Here is a 20,096-nt window from a genome sequence, read left to right as displayed (position 1 = left end):
TTAAATCATATTAAATGTCCTTCCTTAGTTGACCTTTGCAAAGTATGATTTAGCGAATTTTAACCTTAATATTATGGCCAACATAAAAAAATAAAATTACAGTTATTGACCAGATCAGGTACGTTAAGTTTGAGAGACACGAATATTGAAATGGGAATGTATGAATACTCAAAGTGGTTTTTTCTATATCTTTAGATCCACTAAACTATTGAACATGAATTCTCGCTTTCTAACCTTTGTCCTCTTTGCCTTTTTTATCCTTCCATTATCTGCTCAGGAAACTGCATTTAGCAAGATGAAGTGGCGGGCTATTGGTCCAGCTAATATGGGAGGTAGAGTCACAGCAGTCGAAGGAATACCTGGAGATCCGACCACTTTCTATATCGCGGGAGCGGATGGTGGATTGCACAAAACGGTCAACGGAGGAACAACCTTTAAGGAAGTTTTTAAAGATCAAAAGTCTTATAGTGTCGGAGCAGTAAAAGTGGCTCCTTCTGATTATAACGTGATTTACTTAGGCTCTGGCGAAGGAGATCCTCGTAATAGTGTTGGCTATGGACATGGTGTCTATCGTTCTACCGATGCAGGAGAAAGCTGGGAACACCTTGGTCTGGAGAAGACAGAACGCATCAAGCGTATCGTTGTTCATCCAGATAATCCGGATATCGCTTGCGTGTGTGCACTAGGTAGAGAATGGGGACCAAATGAAGAAAGAGGAGTATTTAAAACGATCGATGGTGGTAAAAACTGGAAGAAAGTACTTTATCTCGATGAGGATACGGGATGTTCGGATATTGATATTGACCTTTCTAATCCGAGAATCATGTACGCAGGAATGTGGACTTTCCGCAGAAAGCCCTGGAGATTTGATGGCGGTGGACGAGAAACGGCTGTTTACAAATCTAAAGATGGTGGTGACACCTGGGAAAAAATCATGAATGGTTTTCCAGACAGCGACATGGCACGCATAGGAGTGCAAGTCGCTCAATCGAAACCAAATATCGTCTATGTCATCACTGAATTCAAAGATGCAGGGTCATTATTCAAGTCTACTGACTACGGTAATTCTTGGAAAATGGTCAATGACAATAAAAACATCAATTTCCGACCTTTCTACTATAGCGATATCCGCGTTGATCCCACCAACGAAAATACCTTGTATTCCCTTTCAGGAGGCTTGTACAAATCTACAGATGGAGGAGGTAAATTTGATCGAATTGCAGATGACGTCCATGGTGATCATCAATCATTTTGGATAGATCCCACGAATTCTGAATTTTTGATCAGTGGAAGTGACGGTGGGTTCCAATTATCCTGGGATGAAGGTAAGAATTGGGACATCATCAACAATATCGAGCTGTCTCAATTTTACCAATTAGACATCGATATGTTGCAGCCTTACAATGTCTATGGTGGTTTGCAGGACAATGGCTGCTGGAAAGGACCTTCTAATTCTTTGAATCAAAAAGGAATTTTGAAGCGACACTGGCAGCGGTTAAGTTATGGAGATGGCTATTTTGCTGTGCCAATACCAGGAAGCGAGCATGAAGTTTATACCAATTTACAAGGAGGTGTTCCATTTCATGTCAATGCCAATACTGGTGTGGTGAGAAGCATTCATCCCTTTCCAAAAATAACCGGTTCGGCGGGCGATGCCATCGAAGATCATAAATATCGCTTTAACTGGGACGCGCCCATTCACATCTCGCCACATGATCCGAATACCGTTTACTTTGGTGGTAATGTAATATTCAAGAGTACAGATCGCGGCTATAGCTGGTCGGTAATCAGTCCGGATTTAACGACGAACGACAAAGATAAGCAGAGGACTTCGGGAGGAACAGTTTATCAAGATAATACGGCCGCTGAATTTCATTGTACCATTCTTTATATTGCCGAATCGCCGGTCCAGGCAGGGGTTCTCTATGCTGGTACAGACGACGGAAATTTGCATGTATCAATGGATGGTGGGCAAAACTGGAGCAATGTGAATAAGCGGCTTCCCGGGCTTCCTGAATTTTCCTGGATAAGCAAGATCGAAGCTTCCTGGCATGATGCAGGAACAGCCTTTGTTGCTGTAGACAATCATCGAAGCGATGATTTCACACCTTATGCTTACATGACTACCGACTTTGGTAAGACCTGGAAAAAGATGACCAATGGATTACCCTCGGATGACTATGTAAAAGTAGTTCGTCAGGATCCTAACAATGAAAACACTTTGGTTTTGGGAATGGAACATGGTGTTTATATCAGTTGGGATAAAGGCGGAAATTGGACCAGAATCAACAACAATTTGCCTCCGGTCTCCGTGCGTGACCTGCGGATTCATCCTCGTGAGAGAGACATCATTGTCGGTACACATGGCAGGGGCGTTTGGATTATGGACGATGCCGGATCCTTATTGGATATGAAAAAGACTGAGGGAAAGGATGTAATGGTATTTGACGTACGACCAGCGGTGAAATGGCATATGTACCAACAGATTGAAAACATGGGGCAGCGAACATACATTGCTGAAAATCCGAAATATGGGGCGAGTATTCATGTATTCTCCAAAGAAAAGCCCGACGGCGAACTGGTCGTTACCATAAAGAATGATCTTGGTCTTACTGTCAGAACGATTAAGGATACCACATTAATCGCAGGTCTGAATGTAATTAACTGGGATCTGCAAGCAGACGAGCCCGCTAAACTTGATAACGATGAAGGTGGAGGATGGAGGGGTTCTTTTAGCCCTTCTATAGTACCAGGCACTTATACTGCCGAAGTATTAGTGGATGGTAATTCATTTACAAAAACTATTGAGGTTAAGGCTGATCCAAGACTAGAATTGGAAAAAGAAGATTATGAAGAGATCAAGGCTTCCGTTGATCGCTTAACGGGTATTTTATCTCGTACCCATGAGATGATCAATGATATTGATGCCCTTAAGGAACAGCTCAGTAATTTGAAAGACCGACTTAGCAGTGAAGACGCCGAGGCCTATAAAGATCAAATAGAAATGATTGGAACGGTAAATCAGGAATTGGACAACCAGCGCAACGAATTGATACGACCTCCGGGATCCATGAATTATCGGACAAGACCAAGGCTAAGAGAGGAGATACTATCCATCTTGTTTGCTATAGATCGAGTGCCTGCAAGACCGACAAAGGCGCAGCAGGAGCGTACAGAAACATTAATCGAAGAAACTTTGGAGAAAGAAGCCTTACTGAATCAAACGAAAAATGGTCCGGTAAGAGCTATAAATGAAGCAGTGAAGATGCTCCCGATGTTAGATTTAAAGGTGAAGGCAAAGAGATCTTAATGGGATCAAAAGGATATAGTCAATTTCATCCTAACCAGATTTCGGTCTCGCAGTCTTCAGTCTCGCTACTGCTTCAATAGATCCAAAAGTGCTATTGTCTTGTCTCTCAACTGTGGTAGGAATCCAAGATGTATGGCTGAAATAAAATTTCTAAAATTAATAATGTTGATCATCTTAAGTTCGTTCTGAGGAACCTTCAATAGTTCCGTTGATATGTTTTTGAGCCTTTCTTCATTGAGATCAATGACCATCATATCTGGTTCTGGATTGTTAGATTTGTTAAGTGTAAACTCACTTCCTATTTGTAACTCAGTTAAACTGATCGCTTCCGGCAGGAAAATTTGATCTACAAACAGATTATTATTCTTATTGAAAATTAACTCTAAGCGAGTCAGTTCCTGATAATACTTTATGATTTCGTCTTTCAACATATTATCACTGATGATATCGATATTCCCGGAGGATAACAGTTCCGTATAGGTAGGGTCATTCTTAATAAAGGTTTTCCTGCCAGATATGTATCCAATGGCATCTGTAAAAACGCTGTCGACAAGAAAGCTTCCATCGCGCTTATATTTTTCAATGATAGGAGTGGCTTGATCTGAAATACTTTCTTCATACTTTATTTGTCGATCTATGGTGTTAATCTGATCCTGGAGATCTCTCTCGATATTCCTGAGATAAGTATTTTCTTTCTTTTTCTCCTCACTTGCATTATTCCATGTGTTCACTTGCAATGCAATTAGAATCCCAATAACCACCAGGATGATTTCACCCAAAGCATAGATCGTATACTTTCTAAAGGAACTGCTGCCAATGGCTTTCCTGCGAATATTTTTGAGAATTTTCAACACGATGTGAAGATATAAAAAAGTGAAAGGAAGCTGCTTCTTAAGCTATAATTTCCAAACTCTTGATCTCCATCTACTTGATCAGTAGTACTCTAGGATTGATCGGATACAGCCATTCCACTCCTCGTTCTGTAACTATCGCATCATCTTCAAGCGGCACTCTTAGTTTTTTACCTCCCCACTCTGGTAGTTTGGTGTAGGCAAATAATTCAATTGAAAGAAGATTAGTGGGCTGGATTACATATTCTAGTCGTTTGGGATTAAAAAATGCGATAGATGGGCCAACGCCATGTCCCCAATTGCCAACCGAGTGACAGCCGTTAATAACATCTGTGATATCCTCCTCCGTAAATTGATTAAAGCCCTTCATTTTATTAAAACCTTTAGCAATTAATGCCTCATAAATCATGGTTTCATTTTCTTTTGCGGTGAAACCTGGCTTTATGGTTTCCTTAATAATCGTTCTTACCTCTACCGCCTTATCAAAGGCATTTCGAATGCCATCAGGTACAACCAGCTCACCTTCCTGCAAGACGTAAGCCATACGCTTCATATCCGTATACATATTCATCAACCCTACTCCCCAATCAATCATGATGATATCTCCTCTCTGGATAATACGATCTGAAGAAGTGGCGATTATCCCTCTTATGCCCGTAACATAAACCGATGGCATACCAAAAGAAGATTCTAAATTTCGCTCAAACATCTGTTCTTTCATCCACCACGCGACATCTTCCAAGGTCGTGATTCCGGGAGTTATGATCTCATTTGACAATGCCTTCTCTGTAATTTGGTAAGCAATTTCACAAGCTTCAGCAAAAACTGCGATTTCACTTGCCACCCTCCTTGATCTGAAATCTGAAACCAACTTCTCTGCAGAAACAAAGCGCTTTTCATATTCCTGTCCCAAAATAGAAGCAAGTTCTCCATAACCTGAATATGATAACCCATCTGCGCCACCGATATCCTGAGAGATATTAAGACCAATGGCTTTTGGATCTCTTTCTTGCACATAAGATTTCAACTCCAATTCCGACCCGAAGTAGTCGTATGTTCCACCTTCCTCCAATAGGTATCCGCTGATTCCTAGTGCAGCTCGTTCTATTCTTCTCTCACCATGATCTGTGAAAATATAGTAACCTGTCTTTCCGACATAGCCTGCGCCCATATCTTGATAAAGTGGATCAAAACTTCCTTCTCGATTCATTATGATCCACATATCAATTTTATTCTCTCTCATAACCTCAGGTAGGATCAAGTCAAATTTGTCATTTCTGATTTGGTTCATCTTTCGCCAGCGGCGATGGGCTTCTTGTGCATCAGTGACTTGAATGCTGAAAATGAATGCAATTAGTAATCCTACTGTTCTCATACCTCCTGATTTGAAAAACCGAAAATAGCAATTGTAAATCAAACAAAGTTTTTGACGTCAATTTAATACTACGGAAATCCTATTTCCGTGCTCTAATTTGCTAATCAGAATGGCGTGCTTAAATATCCAATCCAAAACCTCTTCTTCCGAGGATTTTTGGTTGCTTGAGGTCAGTAGGACGAAAATTAAAGCTGTTGCGGAAAATATTTATTTATTGCTCACATTTAATGACCGGCTTTAACCAACTTAAGGTATCGGATTTAACACCTTATTAGCTTTTGCATTTTATTTAATTGTTCAGTTGTATATCCGTCTTCCAATTTGATAAGATGTGCCGAATGCATTTCAGACGACTTATTAGATAGCTTCAAGTTTACATATCCGGCAGGAATAGAATGTGGAGCATCAAAAGAGTTGTCAGTAATTTCAACTGATTAAATACGAGCACATATATTTAAATCCTACAAATGAAACATTGCAGCTCTACAGAGGAATTGAGAAGTACATAGCTTACTATAATGATGAATTACGGCAAGCTGTATTGAAACAAAAAACACCAGCGTTCTACTATGGAAAAGCCGCATAGTTTTCCACAAAAAAATGTGGAAATTAAAAGAAGCAAAATATTATGATAATAATTAATATGTTATATTAATTCTTTAAGAAAACGGTCCCACTTTGTGGGGACACTTCAGAAGTAAGAAAGCATTTATATGAAGATCACTGGGAGTATTTTTATCGACCTTTTGCTGATATTATAGATTATGAGAATGCAATCATAGCCTGGACGGAACCAAATACTGATATTGAGTTGTCAAAAGAATTTGTGGAAATAGCCATTGAAAGTAAACGTATTAAAAACGGATTTACGCTATCCAACTTTAATAACAGCTTATTGAGAGAGAAATTATCCGATATATTAACTAAAGTTGACTCAACTATTGTCCTAATTGAAGAAGAGATAAATAAATAAGAAAAGCATAACAATATAAGTGAAGTGTCCTCTACTTAACTGATATATAGGTAGGTAGGGTAGGGTTGGACGCCCTATTCAAACGTATATATAAAATAAATAGTGATTGTATTTTCTTTTGTTAGATTCGATTCATTGCTCTCTGTAAGTACGTTTTAGTCGATTAATGGCTACTGATTTTAGGTAGCCTTGAATCTACTCGTCTTATTTGCGATAATTTAATTTTTCCCTAGATCTTTTCTTCTTTCTAGTCTATAGTTTTTAATGTTCTTTTTAATTCCTCGATATCTATTTATTTTCATGATTCTACAACGAATACTGATGCTCAATATTTAGGGCATGTCTACGGATCAACTTTACATGATAAGTGCAAATCTCTACTCGGCCGGCACAGCAAGATGTCGATCAAAATATTCGATTATCTTGCCAAACAGGTAGCGATTGTAATTCTGCTCACGGCTCCAACCATGTGTCGCACCCGGTGCAAACGCAAAGTCGAAGTCCTTGCCCTGCTTAATCAACTCTTCAGCTAACACTACTGTCGTCTTAAAAGGTACCACGTGGTCCTGCATGCCGTGGATAAACAGGAGTTTGTCCTCCAGATTCGCAGCATACTTAAGCGCTTTTCTTTCAAAGATCTCCGGGTGTGTCTGTGGGCGACGAACAATCGCGACGTCATCCGTACCAAAGAACTCCGGGTCAACAGCCGCCGCTCCAGCAACACCCACCTGGAATAAGCCCGGCTTCATTAACAGCGAATAAACGGAGAGTGTGCCACCGTAACTGCTGCCCCAGATGCCGATACGATCAGGATCCACATAATCCAGTGACTCCATATAGGCAACGGCACTGGCATAATCCTCAATATCCTGATCGGCAAAGCCCAGCAGAAACTCTTCACGGAATGCCCGGCCATACCCGTTGCTTCCACGTGAATCCACCTGTACAATAATATATCCCTTCTTGGCCAACAAATGCTGTATGAGGCTGTAGTTACCAGCCCAGCGATTCCTCGCCGTATTCGAATACACAGGCCCAAAGAGCACTGGATACTTTTTACCGGGCTGCATATTGGCAGGTTTTAGAATCCGGGCATGCAGCGTGTAGTCATCTACGAGACTAGGAAAACTAACGTATTCAGCAGCTGCCCAGGTTCGCTCCTTGAAAGCGGGTAACGGAGAGTGGGTTACTTGAGTAGCGTCACCACTTTCGCTACTTACCACGTAAAGCTCGGGGGGTGATGTGTCGTTACTGTGCATGAACACCAGGTGCTGGCCATCCGGTGAGGGGTAGCCATCATTCTTACCCGAAAGACGCGTCACCTGTATGGGATCACTACCGGACATATTCAGGCGATACACGTGTTGTTCGTACGGATTAACACCGTTGCCTGCATAAAACACTGCATCGCCAGCAATTCTTGGAGTGGACAGCACATCGTAGAACGGATCTGTTAGGAGCTGAGGAAGATCTCTGGACGGTGAGGCATCGATCGAATAAAGACCGTAGCGATCACCCATATCGCTTAAAAAAATGACCCTCTTTCCATCCGGATGCCAGGTCGATCCAAACGATGTGTACATGCGGCTCTCTCTAACACCTCGCCAAATCTCGCGCAGTTGGCTTTCTCCGGGTGCAACGACGAACAACTTACGTTCAACCGCAGTGTCAGATGCGATATCAACCAGTAGAGCGCCATCCTGTGACCAGTTGAAGTCGATGATCTGGAAGGCGTGCGGGTCTGGCAAATCGAGGTACAAAATGTTACCGCTTTCTACATCAAGTAGACCAACCCTGCGAATCTCATTTGGATCGCCCGGGTAACCTCGACGTACCTCGTTGGGACTGGTTTCGGCAGCGAGGTAATCCGGGAACGGCACCTTTCGCATCTCGCGTCGGTCAACGGCGTGAAACGCGATGGTCTTACCATCCGGGGACCACTTGAATGTTGGCCCACTCCAAATACCTGGCCCAATTTCACGTTCCGGCCGGCTGTAGCGCCCCTTCTCTAAGCTAGAGAGACTGGCGATGCCGATATCGGTGAGCTGGCGATTCTGTTTGGAATGGAAGTCAGCAAGCCACAGGTCACCATTCTGTATATACGCTGCTTGGTCGCCGCTTGGCGATGTTGACAGGTTACTTGCACCTGCCTCGACAGACATAAACTGGAGATCATCTCCCTGGCTTAGCGAAGTCTGCCATAGGTTGTTACCTCGTAGACTGATAATTGTGTTCGCGTCGGTCCAGACAATATCTCGCACTGACTCTGATGCTGTATTGGAAATGAGGCGCACTTCCTTCCCATCGCTTGTAGATACGCAGAGGCCACGCCCGGGATTTCCTGGTTCACTCCAGGAAAAGGCGAAATGCTCACTGTTTGGTGCCCACTCAGGTGGAGAAGGGGTTGTCCCCGTCAGTTTTGGCGTTGTGAACAGGTCATCAAGCGTGAGCTCACTCTCCTGTGCTATGAATGTTGTGGGCATCGCCATCATTAAGCCTGCCCATAAATATATTTGCAAAAATGAGATCTGTTGCATGTGTTTGTTATAGTAACGGTCTAGTAAAATAATTTTTTTTGCTAAGATAACGCTATCACCATGGAGGAGTGCACTTTCTGAAGGTATTTCAAGACGGTTGCTTTTGGTTTTCTAGTCAACTATTGCCTGGTATATGAGGTTTAAGATATTTGCGGTAGCAGGTCCCGTCCCTTGACTTACTACACAGTATTGAACTAAGTCACTGATCGCGACGGTTTTCCAATCTGGCGAAAAGTTTATCTCTAGATATTATTTAACCATTCAAAAATTTCTAAAGATGGAAAACATTAAGAAAATCAGGCTATAATACTACTTCCAGTGCCCCTTTTATCATGTCATCAACCACCTTCGCAGGTTCCTTTGCGAAATCACCTGTTCGCCGATTGGCCAAGATGGCGTTGATGGAAATCGCACGGTGACCGAGACAACCTGCCAACAAGTAAATACCGGAAGTTTCCATCTCTAAATTGGTCACACCCGCTCGTGCAATCTGATCTATGAAATCTGGTTTCAATAACTCATTTCGAATCGATCGACCCTGTGGACCATAAAAACCAATAGATGTAAGGGTTTTCCCTAAAACATAACCGTCGGAAGATAAAAAGCGACTTGCCAAATCCACATCCGCTTTGACCGAATATAAATTAAAATCTCCTCCCAAAACTATACGCAGCGAATCTTCGAATTCTGTATCCACCAGCTGAACTGGAACCCTGTAGAAATAGTTCATGTGGTCAATGCCTACCGCGACTTCCGAAACCACCACAGACCCCAATGCCACTTCATTGCTCAAACTCCCTGAGGTACCCAATCTGATGAAATCCAAGACCGCTTTCTTCTCCCGTACTTCTCTAGTTTCCAAATTCACATTAAACAAAGCGTCGATCTCATTAAATACGATATCGATATTGTCCGTCCCAATACCTGTTGATATGACAGAAATCCGCTTTGATCCGATCCACCCTGTATGACAAGTGAATTCTCTCTTACTTTTCTTCAACTCCACTCGATCAAAATACTTTGAAACCTCGCCCACACGCTCCTGATCACCAACGGTAATAATGGTATTGGCGACATCTCCGGGAAGGAGATTCAGATGATAAACCGATCCATCGTCATTCAATATTAATTCTGAAGCAGCTATGCCCATGTCCAAGTCATTTTTATCTTTGCAAGATGAGAAAAATATATCATTTGTCTACTTGCAATACCTGTCAGAGAATCATCAATGACCTTGACCTCCATCACCAGGGCTTTGAATTTCAAAACATCAAAGAGAAGCACATTTCTGCAAAGGAACTCGATCTTATGGCCAGGCAAACCGGTTCTTACGAGTCACTGTTCAATCGAAGAGCCATGCAGTATCGCTCCATGAAACTTAATGAACAAGATCTCACTGAGAAGGATTACCGTAAACATATTCTCGAGGAGTATACCTTTCTCAAAAGACCGGTCATTCAAATCGATAACGAGTACTTCGTCGGAAATGCGAAAAAGACCATGGCTGCAGCGGAAGAGAAGCTGAAAGGGTAACCTTTCCCACACAGCCGATATCTGTAGGCAAAAAGAATATGAAAGCCCTACATGTTTTGGTGATATTGCTCTGCTTTTCCACTTCACAAGTTGCTCAACGAAACTGCGGTTCCCATGACCTTTTTCTTCAGCAAATAAAACAAGATCCTGCTTTCAGAGCATACCAGACAGCCAGCGATCAGTTCGTAAAACGGAGCAATATCAATGGTGTCATTACGATTCCTACCGTGGTACATGTCATTTACAATACTGCTGCAGAAAATATCTCAGATGAACAAATATACTCGCAAATGCAGGTGCTCAATGAGGATTTCAGAAGACTCAATGCAGATGCTGATAACCTCTGGCCGCAAGCCGCCGATACCGAATTTGAATTTTGCCTGGCTACACGGGATCCTTATGGAGATCCTACCTGTGGAATAACCAGAACCTATTCCGATACAACAAAGTGGGCAAAAGGTACCAACATGAAATCGACTTCAACAGGTGGAAAGACGGGCTGGCCAGCTGACGAGTACCTCAACATTTGGGTGTGTGACATCGATGGCTTGCTTGGATTCGCTACTTTTCCTGGAGGAGACCTGGCCATCGATGGGGTAGTGACAGATACACGGGCCTTCGGAACCATCGGCGATCTCAAAACTTATTTTAATCTGGGTAGGACGACCACGCACGAGATTGGTCATTGGCTGAATCTGCGACATATTTGGGGCGATGGTGATTGCAATTATGATGATTTTGTTAGCGACACGCCCATTTCTGATGATCACAATTATGGTTGTGATATAGGACATATTTCATGCGGAAGCGTGGATATGGTTCAAAATTACATGGATTACTCTGATGACATTTGCATGAACTTGTTTACCAATGGACAAAAAATGCGAATGCGGAATCAGTTTGAACCTGGAGGTTTCAGAGCATCTCTTTTAAGTTCAATGGGCTGCCAACCACCGTTAGAATGCAATCAGGTTTTCATAGATATTACGTTTGATAGATATCCTCAGGATATTTCATGGCAAATTCGAGAGGGTAGTGCTTCCGGACCACAATTAGCCTCAGCAGGACCATACGCAGTCTCTTTGGCGAACCAGCAAATCACTGAGACGGTTTGCCTGCCTGACGGAGTGGCTTATTATTTCATCATCAGTGACGCATATGGCGATGGTCTTTGTTGCACAGAGGGTAATGGTAGTTATGAAGTGTATTCTACCTATGCAGGTTTGTTTCAGAGCAATGGGCAATTTACCAATGCAGAAACCAGTGTATTTAGTGTCAATGATATCAAGTATAGATTTGTGGGGCCGGGAATCGATTGGATGGAACCGTCCAACTGGAACAAATTGGACCCGCCAAGCGACTGTTATGATGGTGATGTCATCATTGAAGCGGATTGTCAGTACGATGGACCTATAGACACTGATCGCAATTTCATCGTAAAGTCAGGGGCTATATTCACCATTAAATAAAACAAAAGACCCGAAGCAATTCACATCGGGTCTTGGTTTATATATGGATTAGTAGTGGTCTACAGTTTCTTCAACTCATCCGATCCGTCGAAATCAATGTTGATATTCTTCAAATCCTCAAAGCGAATACTGCCATTGGCATTAAATAAAATGCTGGAATCTTCTCCTTGTACGATCATGAACAAATCATGGATGACATCATTTTTCTCATTGACATAAATTTCGATGAGACTCCCTTTCGACTTGATCATATTTAGAAGTTCCATGTTGTTTTTTCTGATTTCATTCTTGATTTTGCTGACATCTTTGTCGCTTAAGTAATCATCCTCGTCAAATATGAACAGTTGAAAATCCTTAATCTTTGATTTTACTTCATCCTTATTACTCCAGGAAAAAAGGTTGCCACTCAAAGAAAGTTTGGAGCAATCTCTGGTTTCCACAAATTCCTCCAGAAATTGGCTAAAGTCATTGTTGACCATTAAAAAAGGGCATAGGAATAGTAGACTTATTATATTTAGCTTTGTCATTTTAATATATTTTAGAAGGTAGTGATTACAGAACTTGTAAAGGCTCATCGTCCTTCTCGTAATCCCAAATTTTTAGATTTTTAATTTCTTCAAGTTGAAAGCGACCTGAAAGTGTTATCAGAACGGTTTGTCCTCCGTCATTTACGAAAGCGGTAATGTTGCGGATCTGGTTTCTCTTTTCGCGGACCATCAGGCGAACCTGAGTTCCCTCACTTCTGACGCTTAGTAATTCTTCAAACTGCTCTGCTTGCAGTCCTTTGATCAACTGGTTGATGTCTTTTTTCGTTACTTCCGGTCCGTCATCGATGATCATTAGTCGCACCCTTGAAATTTTATCGGATAACTTCAGAATTTCTCTTGCCTCTACATCATCTTCGCTGATAAAATTGGCAGACATTCCTACGATATCCAACATCCAACCCGGGACATTGATCGCCAAAGCGTGATCCTGGGTTTTATGATGGTTGATGAATCGGTTCAAAGAGCGGGTTTGGGCATGAGTGCTGGCAGCTATAAAGCAGAATGCCAGTAGAATATAGAGGTTTTTCATCTTTTTAGTTTTTGTCTTCTTTGATTTTATCCAGGTGCTCCATTCCATCAATATCGATAGAATTAGCAAGTTTTGAAATTTTATTGAGGTCTATTTTGCCTACAAAACTCATCATGACGAATTCGTCGCCACCGACCAACAAGAGCAGTTCATTAATGATGTCACCTCCCTGGTCTTTTACTAAAAACTCTACATTGGTTCCTTCATCCCGCACAGTCATCAGTACTTCATACTCATCTCGGTTGATCAATGACTTTGCTTCTTTATAAAAAGCGGCAGTGTTGTACTCTGTTGTCAGGATTCTGAGGCCTTTGAGATCCTTGATAACATCTCTGGTATCCTTGTCCATGTCCTCAGGAGCGATCTTTGCTACGTATTCGAACATTTTCGGGCTCACATATACGACTGTGAAATTCTCGTCATCCATGTACTTATTAAAGTACTTCTCTATGGCGTCTGCTTGCCCGAATGACGAGGCGACAGCGAAGACCATCATTGTCAAAATAATACTTAACTTCTTCATTTTAATGTAATTGATATTGTTATTGAATGTTATTGCTAATTTTTAAAAATTTCAGTCTTTTTAAGTTTCTTGATTTGCTCTAAAGACTCGGTTCCTTTATTAAAGTGCACGCCTAAATAGGCCAGAGCTTCCATGGTTGTTTCCAATGCTTCTTCTGCTTCCTGCTCTTCCATAGCGGTCATTTCCATGTTGTCCAAATCACCTTGCTGATTCAGATTCATGACATAGAGTGATCCTAGCAAAATCGTAAGCGTTGCTGCAATTCCCACCATCGTTCTTCGCACAATGTGTAGTGTTCTTCCCCTGCTCAGATCAATATTTTTTTCCAATACTTCAGTCTGAGCCGTAGAAAAGTAACCAAACAAATCACTATACTGACGGTGATCTTCAAGGACTTCTTCACTGTTAAAATAAGCCTTCAGCCTTTGTTCTTCTGCTATGCTGCTTTCACCGGCAAAATACTTTTCTAACAATAGGTCAATGGAATCTTCTCCCTGATATACGATCTCTGCTTCGTCTGCGAAGAACACAAAAAGGTCTTCATAGATTTCATGTGCTTCTTTTACTTCATTGCTACTAAAGTAGTCTCTCAACCGCTGCTCTTCCGACAATTCTGTCTCTCCATCAAAATACTTTTCAAGGAGTAAGTCTATAGAATCTTCAGAATGGCATTCAATCTGTGCCTCTTCAGCGTAAAAGCTGAACAGATCCTTGTATATCTGATGCTCTTCAGCAACCTCATCACAGGCGAAGTAAGCTTTTAGACTTCTTTCTTCCTCCAGGCTTGTTTCACCTTCGAAGTATCGTTCTAATAATTTACTAATATTCATTTTCTAAAATTTAGAATCTGTTCTCTTAATTTTTTTCTTCCACGATGCAGGTATACCTTGACCTGATCTTTAGTAAAGCCGGAAACTTCAGCAATTTCATCGTAGCTCATTTCTTCAATATCCCGAAGATGGACTACTGTTCTGTAATTTTCCGGAAGCGCATCGATGTATCGCTTAATCCTATTGACCGTTTCATTGGTCTCTAACTGCTTTTGTGCGCTAACACTTTCATCATGCATGTCATACTGTGTTTCGATGCCCACGGTCCTTCTGTGCTTGGATCGGGTGGCGTCGATCGCTTCATTTCTGGTCAATGTCATACACCATGCTTCCACATTTCTCACATTTTCCAATTGATCTCTCTTCTTCCACACTTTGATCATCACTTCCTGGACCACATCTTCAGCTTCATGCACACTTCCTACTATTCGGAGTGCTAATCGGTACATTTTGTTTTTAAACGGTAAAACCATCTCTTCAAATTCTTTGAGTTGCATTTCAAAATTGGGTTCATAATACAGACGAGAAGAACAAATAAATGTTACAATTCACGTTAATTTTATTAAAAATTATCTTCTTTGTGCGCTAATGGTATTCGGTAAAACGATATAGATAGTATTATGCTACTTAAAACGTTAGACAGATTGGTCCTCAAGAGCTTCATTGGGCCATATGTTTTTTCCTTCTTCGTCGCTGAATTCGTTCTGGTAATGCAATTTCTTTGGAAGTATGTGGACGAGTTGGTAGGGAAGGGTTTGTCTTTTTGGTTTTTAGTGGAAATGGTATTTTACTATGCCGTGACCATTATTCCTTTAGCCGTGCCCATTACCGTGCTGATCTCTTCAGTTATGGTATACGGAAACATGGCTGAGAAGTATGAGATTTCAAGTTTTAAGTCAGCTGGTGTTTCTTTGCTCCGTGTCATGAGACCGGGCATTATATTGGCCATATTTACATTTGCTTTTTCCCTTCTGGCCTCCAACTATCTGAAGCCAAAGTCCAACCTCAAGTTTTTTCAGGCTTTCGAAAATGTGCGCAAGCAAAAGCCCTCCATGACCATTGAAGAAGGCATCTTCAATGATGATTTTCGCGGCTTTAGCATTCGGGTAGATAAAAAGGATCCCGATGACATCGGAATAAGGGACGTTATGATCTACGATAACACCGATCGCAGCGCGCTTAATTTGACTACAGCCGAAAAGGGTAAGATGTATACCATCAATAATGGTAAGTATTTCGTCATGGAATTGGAGAATGTGAAGCAATACCGTGAGATGATCGAAAGCAATCAGCGAAATAAAAGCAATCCTTCCACCTTCCTTAGAGGAGAATTTGAGACATGGAAAAAGATTTTCGACATGAGCGAGTTTGAATTTTCCGAGAAAACCTCCGGTTTGGCAAGAAGGAAGTACGACCTGTATAATACTTTGCAATTAATAGATGGAATCGACTCGATTGACAATGAATTGGTCAAAATTGACATTAGGGGGAAACACGATTTTGGAGCATTGGAGTTGATAGAAATTGACAGCTCTGAATATAAGGAAGTGATCGCTAATGAGGAGAAAACGGAAACTGCATTGGAAAGGTTAGCCCGACTGGAAGGCGGGTATGAAATGGATAAAGGAATGCAGTATCTTGGAGACACATCATCAGCGGATGATCAGGATACCACTCGTCAATTGGACAAGTTGAATGAAAAGTTAAAACAAGTCGGAACCGTGGTACGCGAAAGGAAGCTGGAAAAAGACATCATTGTCAAAAAACCGCCTAAGCGTTATCGGGAAATAGTGCTGCAGGAATCTCCATTTGTAGATACGATTCCGCTTGATTCAGTTTCGACCATAGCACAGATCATTCCTTCCAATACCACTTCAGCACTGGTGTTTCGGGCCTTAAACCTAGCCCAAACTGTCAATGAACGCATCAAGGCCAGCAGCAATGAAAACCGAATTAAAAATACCAATAAAAGACGCTACGTCTTAAGACTACATCAGATGTACAGCTGGGCAACGATATGCATTATATTTATGTTTATCGGCGCTCCTTTAGGCAGCATCGTCAGGAAAGGGGGATATGGCTATCCATTGCTGATTGCGATTTCCTTTTTCATGCTGTTTATCGTACTTATGATCATGGGTGAAAAGTTAAATAAAGGCGAATCCATCAGTGCCATTATGGCTGCCTGGTTGCCTTGTATAGCGCTGTTCCCAGTAAGCGTTATCTTAAGTTATCTCGCTCTGGGTGACATCGGAGGCTTTAATTTCAATTGGTTTACAAATTTGATAGCGAGGTTGAAAAAGGACAAATGAAAGGTGTAAATAAATTATTTCTTTGGTTGTTCCTCATCATATGGACGAGTGCTTTGATCTTGAGATTGTTTTTTAGCAAAGGAGAGGTACTTACTTTTTTCAGTCAATTTCATTCCGGGGAACTGAATTTATTTTTCATCATCACTACCCGCTTTGCTGAAGAATTGGTTTACACCATTTTTGCATTAATCTTCCTATTTATCCGTTATCGATGTTCGTTGGCCATTGCCTTTACAGGAATAGGTGTAACGATAGTCGCAGGAGTATTGAAGCGGTTATTTGCATTCGAAAGACCTTTTAAATATTATCAAAACCTGGGTTTGGAAGAAACTTACGCGCGGATCGAAGGCATAGAACCGTATGTAGGTCTAACGAGTTTTCCTTCGGGTCACACCATGGCTGGGTTTGCATTGATGAGTCTGCTAAGTCTCTACCTGCGTAATCCGTTTTTGTCCGTAATATTTTTGCTGGTGGCCATACTGGTAGGAATTTCGAGAATTTATCTCGGTCATCATTTCCTGGAAGATGTTTTATTTGGCTCTATTCTTGGCGTTTTTATTTCCTACGTAGTCTACTTCCTGATGGAAAGATGGAGGCTTCCTACATTAGATCAATCCTTCCTGAGTTCCAGAAAAGTCAAAATGAACACTTAGTCGTTGTCCTGAAAAATACCTTGGATCTGCGTCTCGGTATTCCGAAGCTTTTCCTTGCAAAATTCAATTAACTCCGTCGCTCGCTTTAATTTTGTGGCAAGTTGATCTATATCGGTCGTGTCTGTATTGACGTCAGCCATAATTTGATCCAATTCCAGGACTGCTTCTTTATAAGTCATAGGTCTGTAATTTTACTTTTTATTTTACCGTCCAGAAGTTCACTTTCGATCACTTCCTGAGCATTGATCTGTGAGATCGATTTCACGACCTTTCCGTTTTGTCTCATGATGCTAAATCCTCTTTTTAGAGTTTGCTGAGGCGACAAAATTTTAACTTGCCTGGACATCGACTCCACGTAATCCTTTTGTTTTCGGAGTTTTAGGTCAATGTTGTGGCGTATCGTCATCCATTTTTCATTCAAGGATTGGAGCTCTTTCTGCCTGATCCGATCAAAAGTATTCTTGAATTGCTCCTGCATCATTTCCAGACGATTCAGATTTCGCTGCATTACTTCTCGGTAGGTCATTTGTAATTGATGACCGTAGTCTAATATTTTTGACTCAAAATGTAGGTTCCATTCGATAAGAAAATCGGCAACAGCGGTGGGTGTTTTAAGATCGGTATGACTGACTGCATCTGCAATAGATGAATCTATATCATGTCCTATACCTGTAATGACCGGAAATTTAGCCTGGGCAATTCTTTTGCCGATCGCATAATTATCAAATGCAGAAAGATCTAACTTTGCACCTCCGCCTCTTATAATAACCACACAGTCATAATCGCGCTTTTCAATGGCATCCATTGCCGTTAAAATCTCTTTCTCTACAGCTTGCCCTTGCATGGCGGCCTGATATAGGTCCAATTGATAGTCGTAGCCGTAAGAGTTGGCTTGAAGGTGACGGAGGAAATCCTGGTAGCCTGCTGCAGTTTCAGAAGAAATAACAGCGATACGTTGCAATACAATGGGAAGTTTCAATGCACTGTTTTTGAAAACCAAGTTTTCAGCTTTCAGTCGGTTCAGAATTTCTTGTTTGAGCATTTCAGCTCTTCCCAATGTGAAACTGGGATCGAGATCCTCCACAACCAAACTAAATCCGTAGCGTTCACTGAATTGAACAGTAACTTTGACCCTTATCTCATTTCCGGTATCTATGATACTGGTAAACAGGGATTTGAATTTTTTTTCCAGGAAATTGACCTTTCGAAACCAAATGATTGCGGACGCTTGTGCCTTTACGGCTTCTGAATTTTCCTCCTTTTGAATGAGATCAAGGTAATAATTACCTCTCGAAAGCTTGACTTGGGATATTTCAGCATTGATCCAAACAGAATCCTGAAAATTAAGGGCAATGACCCTTTTAATATATTCATTGAGCTGAAATAAAGAATAGGTTTCCAAGCTATGCGATCACTTCCTTCACAAGGTCAGCAGCATCCTGCAGTTGAATGGCAGAATGTACCTCCAGTCCGGATTCATCAATAATTTTCTTTGCGATATCCGCATTGGTACCTTGCAATCTGACAATAATCGGTACCGTAATGTTGCCCATATTCTTATAAGCTTCAACGATTCCATTGGCCACACGATCACATCTGACAATTCCACCAAAGATATTGACCAATATGGCTTTTACCTCGGGATCCTTAAGTATGATTTTGAAGGCTTGCTCTACTCTTGCAGCATCTGCAGTCCCTCCAACATCCAGGAAATTCGCAGGCGATCCTCCTGATAGCTTGATGATGTCCATTGTGGCCATAGCCAAGCCTGCTCCATTCACCATACAGCCCACATTACCATCGAGATTGACATAGTTTAATCCATATTCTCCAGCTTCTACCTCAGTTGGATCTTCTTCAGATTTATCCCTGAGTGCGGCGAGATCTTTATGTCTGAAAAGTGCATTATCATCGAGCGACACTTTGCAATCTACAGCGATAATTTCATCTGTAGAGCCATTGTGCATGCAAGGATTGATTTCGAAAAGCGAAGCATCGGAACCTAAAAATGCTTTATACAAATTGGAAATAAATTTGGTCATTTCTTTGAATGCCTTTCCCGAAAGGCCCAGGTTAAAGGCAATTTTTCTAGCCTGAAAGCCCAGTAAACCCAATGCAGGATCTATAAATTCCTTATGAACCAACTCAGGGGTCTCTTCGGCAACTTTTTCTATGTCCATGCCTCCTTGAGTAGAGTAGACAATCACATTGCGTTTTTTAGCACGATCCAAAAGGATGGAAACATAAAATTCTGAACAGGCATCAAAATCCGGAGCATAGGAATCTTCAGCAAGAAGTACCTTGTTGACTTTTTTTCCCGGGCCATCAAGACCTCCGGGAGTCTGTGGTGTCTTTAACATCATACCCAGAATCTCACCCGCTTTCTCTTTGGTATCTTCCAAATTCTTGGCCACTTTAACTCCGCCACCTTTTCCTCTTCCACCTGCGTGTATCTGAGCTTTTATGACACAATATTCCGTACCGGTTTCTTCCTGTAATTTTCGATATGCAGCTTCAACTTCGTTCACATCGTCGATCACAATTCCGCGTTGAATTTTCACGCCATAAGATGCCAACAATTCCTTTCCTTGATACTCGTGTAAGTTCATTTTTTCGTTTTAATTCGACCCAAAAGTATAAAAATATGAGGCAT

Annotated in this window: 18 protein-coding genes; 6 read left to right on the top strand and 12 right to left on the bottom strand. The window is 41.5% G+C overall.

From position 1 onward, the window contains the following. Positions 1–214 precede the first annotated feature (214 nt). Positions 215–3,310 (top strand): VPS10 domain-containing protein, encoded by a 3,096-nt coding sequence (locus L2567_RS00920; RefSeq protein WP_235295803.1) that lies wholly within the window; start codon positions 215–217, stop codon positions 3,308–3,310. 65 nt (positions 3,311–3,375) lie between these two features. Here L2567_RS00920 and L2567_RS00915 read toward each other — a convergent pair whose 3' ends face one another. Together L2567_RS00915 and L2567_RS00910 are read right to left on the bottom strand one after the other, a co-directional pair. Beyond that, positions 3,376–4,164 carry a DUF6090 family protein gene (locus tag L2567_RS00915; RefSeq protein ID WP_235295802.1) on the bottom strand — a complete coding sequence of 263 codons (789 nt, stop codon included), beginning with the start codon at positions 4,162–4,164 and terminating at the stop codon, positions 3,376–3,378. Between the two features lie 70 nt (positions 4,165–4,234). Continuing rightward, a complete protein-coding gene (locus L2567_RS00910; protein WP_235295801.1) occupies positions 4,235–5,536 on the bottom strand; it encodes a M24 family metallopeptidase in 1,302 nt (433 codons plus the stop codon). 430 nt (positions 5,537–5,966) lie between these two features. Here L2567_RS00910 and L2567_RS21235 point away from each other — a divergent pair, with 430 nt between their 5' ends. After that, entirely contained in the window at positions 5,967–6,122 is a 156-nt protein-coding gene (locus L2567_RS21235; RefSeq protein WP_406626642.1) for a hypothetical protein, read from the top strand. Positions 6,123–6,886: 764 nt separating this feature from the next. On the opposite strand, the gene L2567_RS00905 is transcribed toward L2567_RS21235, so the two are convergent. Both L2567_RS00905 and L2567_RS00900 read right to left on the bottom strand, forming a co-directional pair. Beyond that, complete coding sequence (locus tag L2567_RS00905; protein WP_235295800.1) at positions 6,887–9,046, bottom strand: S9 family peptidase; 2,160 nt, start codon at positions 9,044–9,046, stop codon at positions 6,887–6,889. A gap of 301 nt (positions 9,047–9,347) precedes the next feature. Beyond that, positions 9,348–10,196 (bottom strand): nucleoside phosphorylase, encoded by an 849-nt coding sequence (locus tag L2567_RS00900; RefSeq protein ID WP_235295799.1) that lies wholly within the window; start codon positions 10,194–10,196, stop codon positions 9,348–9,350. Positions 10,197–10,222: 26 nt separating this feature from the next. On the opposite strand from L2567_RS00900, the gene L2567_RS00895 reads away from it, so the two are divergent. Both L2567_RS00895 and L2567_RS00890 read left to right on the top strand, forming a co-directional pair. Then, positions 10,223–10,579, top strand: coding sequence for an arsenate reductase family protein (locus L2567_RS00895; RefSeq protein WP_235295798.1), 357 nt, complete (start codon positions 10,223–10,225; stop codon positions 10,577–10,579). 38 nt (positions 10,580–10,617) lie between these two features. Further along, positions 10,618–12,048 (top strand): zinc metalloprotease, encoded by a 1,431-nt coding sequence (locus tag L2567_RS00890; protein WP_235295797.1) that lies wholly within the window; start codon positions 10,618–10,620, stop codon positions 12,046–12,048. A gap of 59 nt (positions 12,049–12,107) precedes the next feature. On the opposite strand, the gene L2567_RS00885 is transcribed toward L2567_RS00890, so the two are convergent. Genes L2567_RS00885 through L2567_RS00865 form a run of 5 tightly spaced genes read right to left on the bottom strand, consistent with a single transcriptional unit; the run spans position 12,108 to position 14,975 of the window. Next, positions 12,108–12,575: a DUF4252 domain-containing protein gene (locus tag L2567_RS00885; RefSeq protein WP_235295796.1), complete on the bottom strand. Its 468-nt coding sequence runs from the start codon at positions 12,573–12,575 to the stop codon at positions 12,108–12,110. A 25-nt stretch (positions 12,576–12,600) separates the two neighbouring features. Then, positions 12,601–13,125, bottom strand: a complete 525-nt coding sequence (locus L2567_RS00880) for a DUF4252 domain-containing protein (protein WP_235295795.1) — start codon at positions 13,123–13,125, stop codon at positions 12,601–12,603. Between the two features lie 4 nt (positions 13,126–13,129). Further along, entirely contained in the window at positions 13,130–13,648 is a 519-nt protein-coding gene (locus tag L2567_RS00875; RefSeq protein WP_235295794.1) for a DUF4252 domain-containing protein, read from the bottom strand. A gap of 35 nt (positions 13,649–13,683) precedes the next feature. Continuing rightward, a complete protein-coding gene (locus L2567_RS00870; protein ID WP_235295793.1) occupies positions 13,684–14,478 on the bottom strand; it encodes a hypothetical protein in 795 nt (264 codons plus the stop codon). Next, positions 14,475–14,975 carry an RNA polymerase sigma factor gene (locus L2567_RS00865; RefSeq protein WP_235295792.1) on the bottom strand — a complete coding sequence of 167 codons (501 nt, stop codon included), beginning with the start codon at positions 14,973–14,975 and terminating at the stop codon, positions 14,475–14,477. Before L2567_RS00865 ends, L2567_RS00870 begins: the two co-directional genes overlap by 4 nt. A 123-nt stretch (positions 14,976–15,098) precedes the next feature. Here L2567_RS00865 and L2567_RS00860 point away from each other — a divergent pair, with 123 nt between their 5' ends. Both L2567_RS00860 and L2567_RS00855 read left to right on the top strand, forming a co-directional pair. Beyond that, positions 15,099–16,790, top strand: a complete 1,692-nt coding sequence (locus L2567_RS00860) for an LptF/LptG family permease (protein WP_235295791.1) — start codon at positions 15,099–15,101, stop codon at positions 16,788–16,790. Next, positions 16,787–17,443: a phosphatase PAP2 family protein gene (locus L2567_RS00855; protein WP_235295790.1), complete on the top strand. Its 657-nt coding sequence runs from the start codon at positions 16,787–16,789 to the stop codon at positions 17,441–17,443. The genes L2567_RS00860 and L2567_RS00855 overlap by 4 nt, the downstream gene beginning before the upstream one ends. Here L2567_RS00855 and xseB read toward each other — a convergent pair. The 3 genes from xseB to sucC are packed head-to-tail and all read right to left on the bottom strand — an operon-like array spanning position 17,440 to position 20,052. Continuing rightward, the gene (gene xseB / locus L2567_RS00850) at positions 17,440–17,622 is read right to left on the bottom strand and encodes an exodeoxyribonuclease VII small subunit (protein WP_235295789.1); all 183 of its coding nucleotides are present in this window, start codon (positions 17,620–17,622) and stop codon (positions 17,440–17,442) included. The genes L2567_RS00855 and xseB overlap by 4 nt on opposite strands. Further along, positions 17,619–18,845 (bottom strand): exodeoxyribonuclease VII large subunit, encoded by a 1,227-nt coding sequence (xseA, locus tag L2567_RS00845; RefSeq protein WP_235295788.1) that lies wholly within the window; start codon positions 18,843–18,845, stop codon positions 17,619–17,621. The genes xseB and xseA overlap by 4 nt, the downstream gene beginning before the upstream one ends. Position 18,846: 1 nt before the next feature. Next, positions 18,847–20,052 (bottom strand): ADP-forming succinate--CoA ligase subunit beta, encoded by a 1,206-nt coding sequence (gene sucC, locus L2567_RS00840; RefSeq protein ID WP_235295787.1) that lies wholly within the window; start codon positions 20,050–20,052, stop codon positions 18,847–18,849. Positions 20,053–20,096: the final 44 nt, after the last annotated feature.

Source organism: Portibacter marinus (assembly GCF_021533195.1).
Classification (GTDB): domain Bacteria; phylum Bacteroidota; class Bacteroidia; order Chitinophagales; family Saprospiraceae; genus Portibacter; species Portibacter marinus.
Note: the sequence above shows the minus strand (reverse complement) of the source record. Positions and strands in the feature narration are given on the sequence as shown.

Coding starts and splice junctions, on each gene's coding strand:
- L2567_RS00920 (WP_235295803.1), top strand. CDS start 215: ATGAATTCTCGCTTTCTAACCTTTGTCCTCTTTGCCTTTTTTATCCTT.
- L2567_RS00910 (WP_235295801.1), bottom strand. CDS start 5,536: ATGAGAACAGTAGGATTACTAATTGCATTCATTTTCAGCATTCAAGTC.
- L2567_RS00905 (WP_235295800.1), bottom strand. CDS start 9,046: ATGCAACAGATCTCATTTTTGCAAATATATTTATGGGCAGGCTTAATG.
- L2567_RS00900 (WP_235295799.1), bottom strand. CDS start 10,196: ATGGGCATAGCTGCTTCAGAATTAATATTGAATGACGATGGATCGGTT.
- L2567_RS00895 (WP_235295798.1), top strand. CDS start 10,223: ATGAGAAAAATATATCATTTGTCTACTTGCAATACCTGTCAGAGAATC.
- L2567_RS00890 (WP_235295797.1), top strand. CDS start 10,618: ATGAAAGCCCTACATGTTTTGGTGATATTGCTCTGCTTTTCCACTTCA.
- L2567_RS00885 (WP_235295796.1), bottom strand. CDS start 12,575: ATGACAAAGCTAAATATAATAAGTCTACTATTCCTATGCCCTTTTTTA.
- L2567_RS00880 (WP_235295795.1), bottom strand. CDS start 13,125: ATGAAAAACCTCTATATTCTACTGGCATTCTGCTTTATAGCTGCCAGC.
- L2567_RS00875 (WP_235295794.1), bottom strand. CDS start 13,648: ATGAAGAAGTTAAGTATTATTTTGACAATGATGGTCTTCGCTGTCGCC.
- L2567_RS00870 (WP_235295793.1), bottom strand. CDS start 14,478: ATGAATATTAGTAAATTATTAGAACGATACTTCGAAGGTGAAACAAGC.
- L2567_RS00865 (WP_235295792.1), bottom strand. CDS start 14,975: ATGCAACTCAAAGAATTTGAAGAGATGGTTTTACCGTTTAAAAACAAA.
- L2567_RS00860 (WP_235295791.1), top strand. CDS start 15,099: ATGCTACTTAAAACGTTAGACAGATTGGTCCTCAAGAGCTTCATTGGG.
- L2567_RS00855 (WP_235295790.1), top strand. CDS start 16,787: ATGAAAGGTGTAAATAAATTATTTCTTTGGTTGTTCCTCATCATATGG.
- xseB (WP_235295789.1), bottom strand. CDS start 17,622: ATGACTTATAAAGAAGCAGTCCTGGAATTGGATCAAATTATGGCTGAC.
- sucC (WP_235295787.1), bottom strand. CDS start 20,052: ATGAACTTACACGAGTATCAAGGAAAGGAATTGTTGGCATCTTATGGC.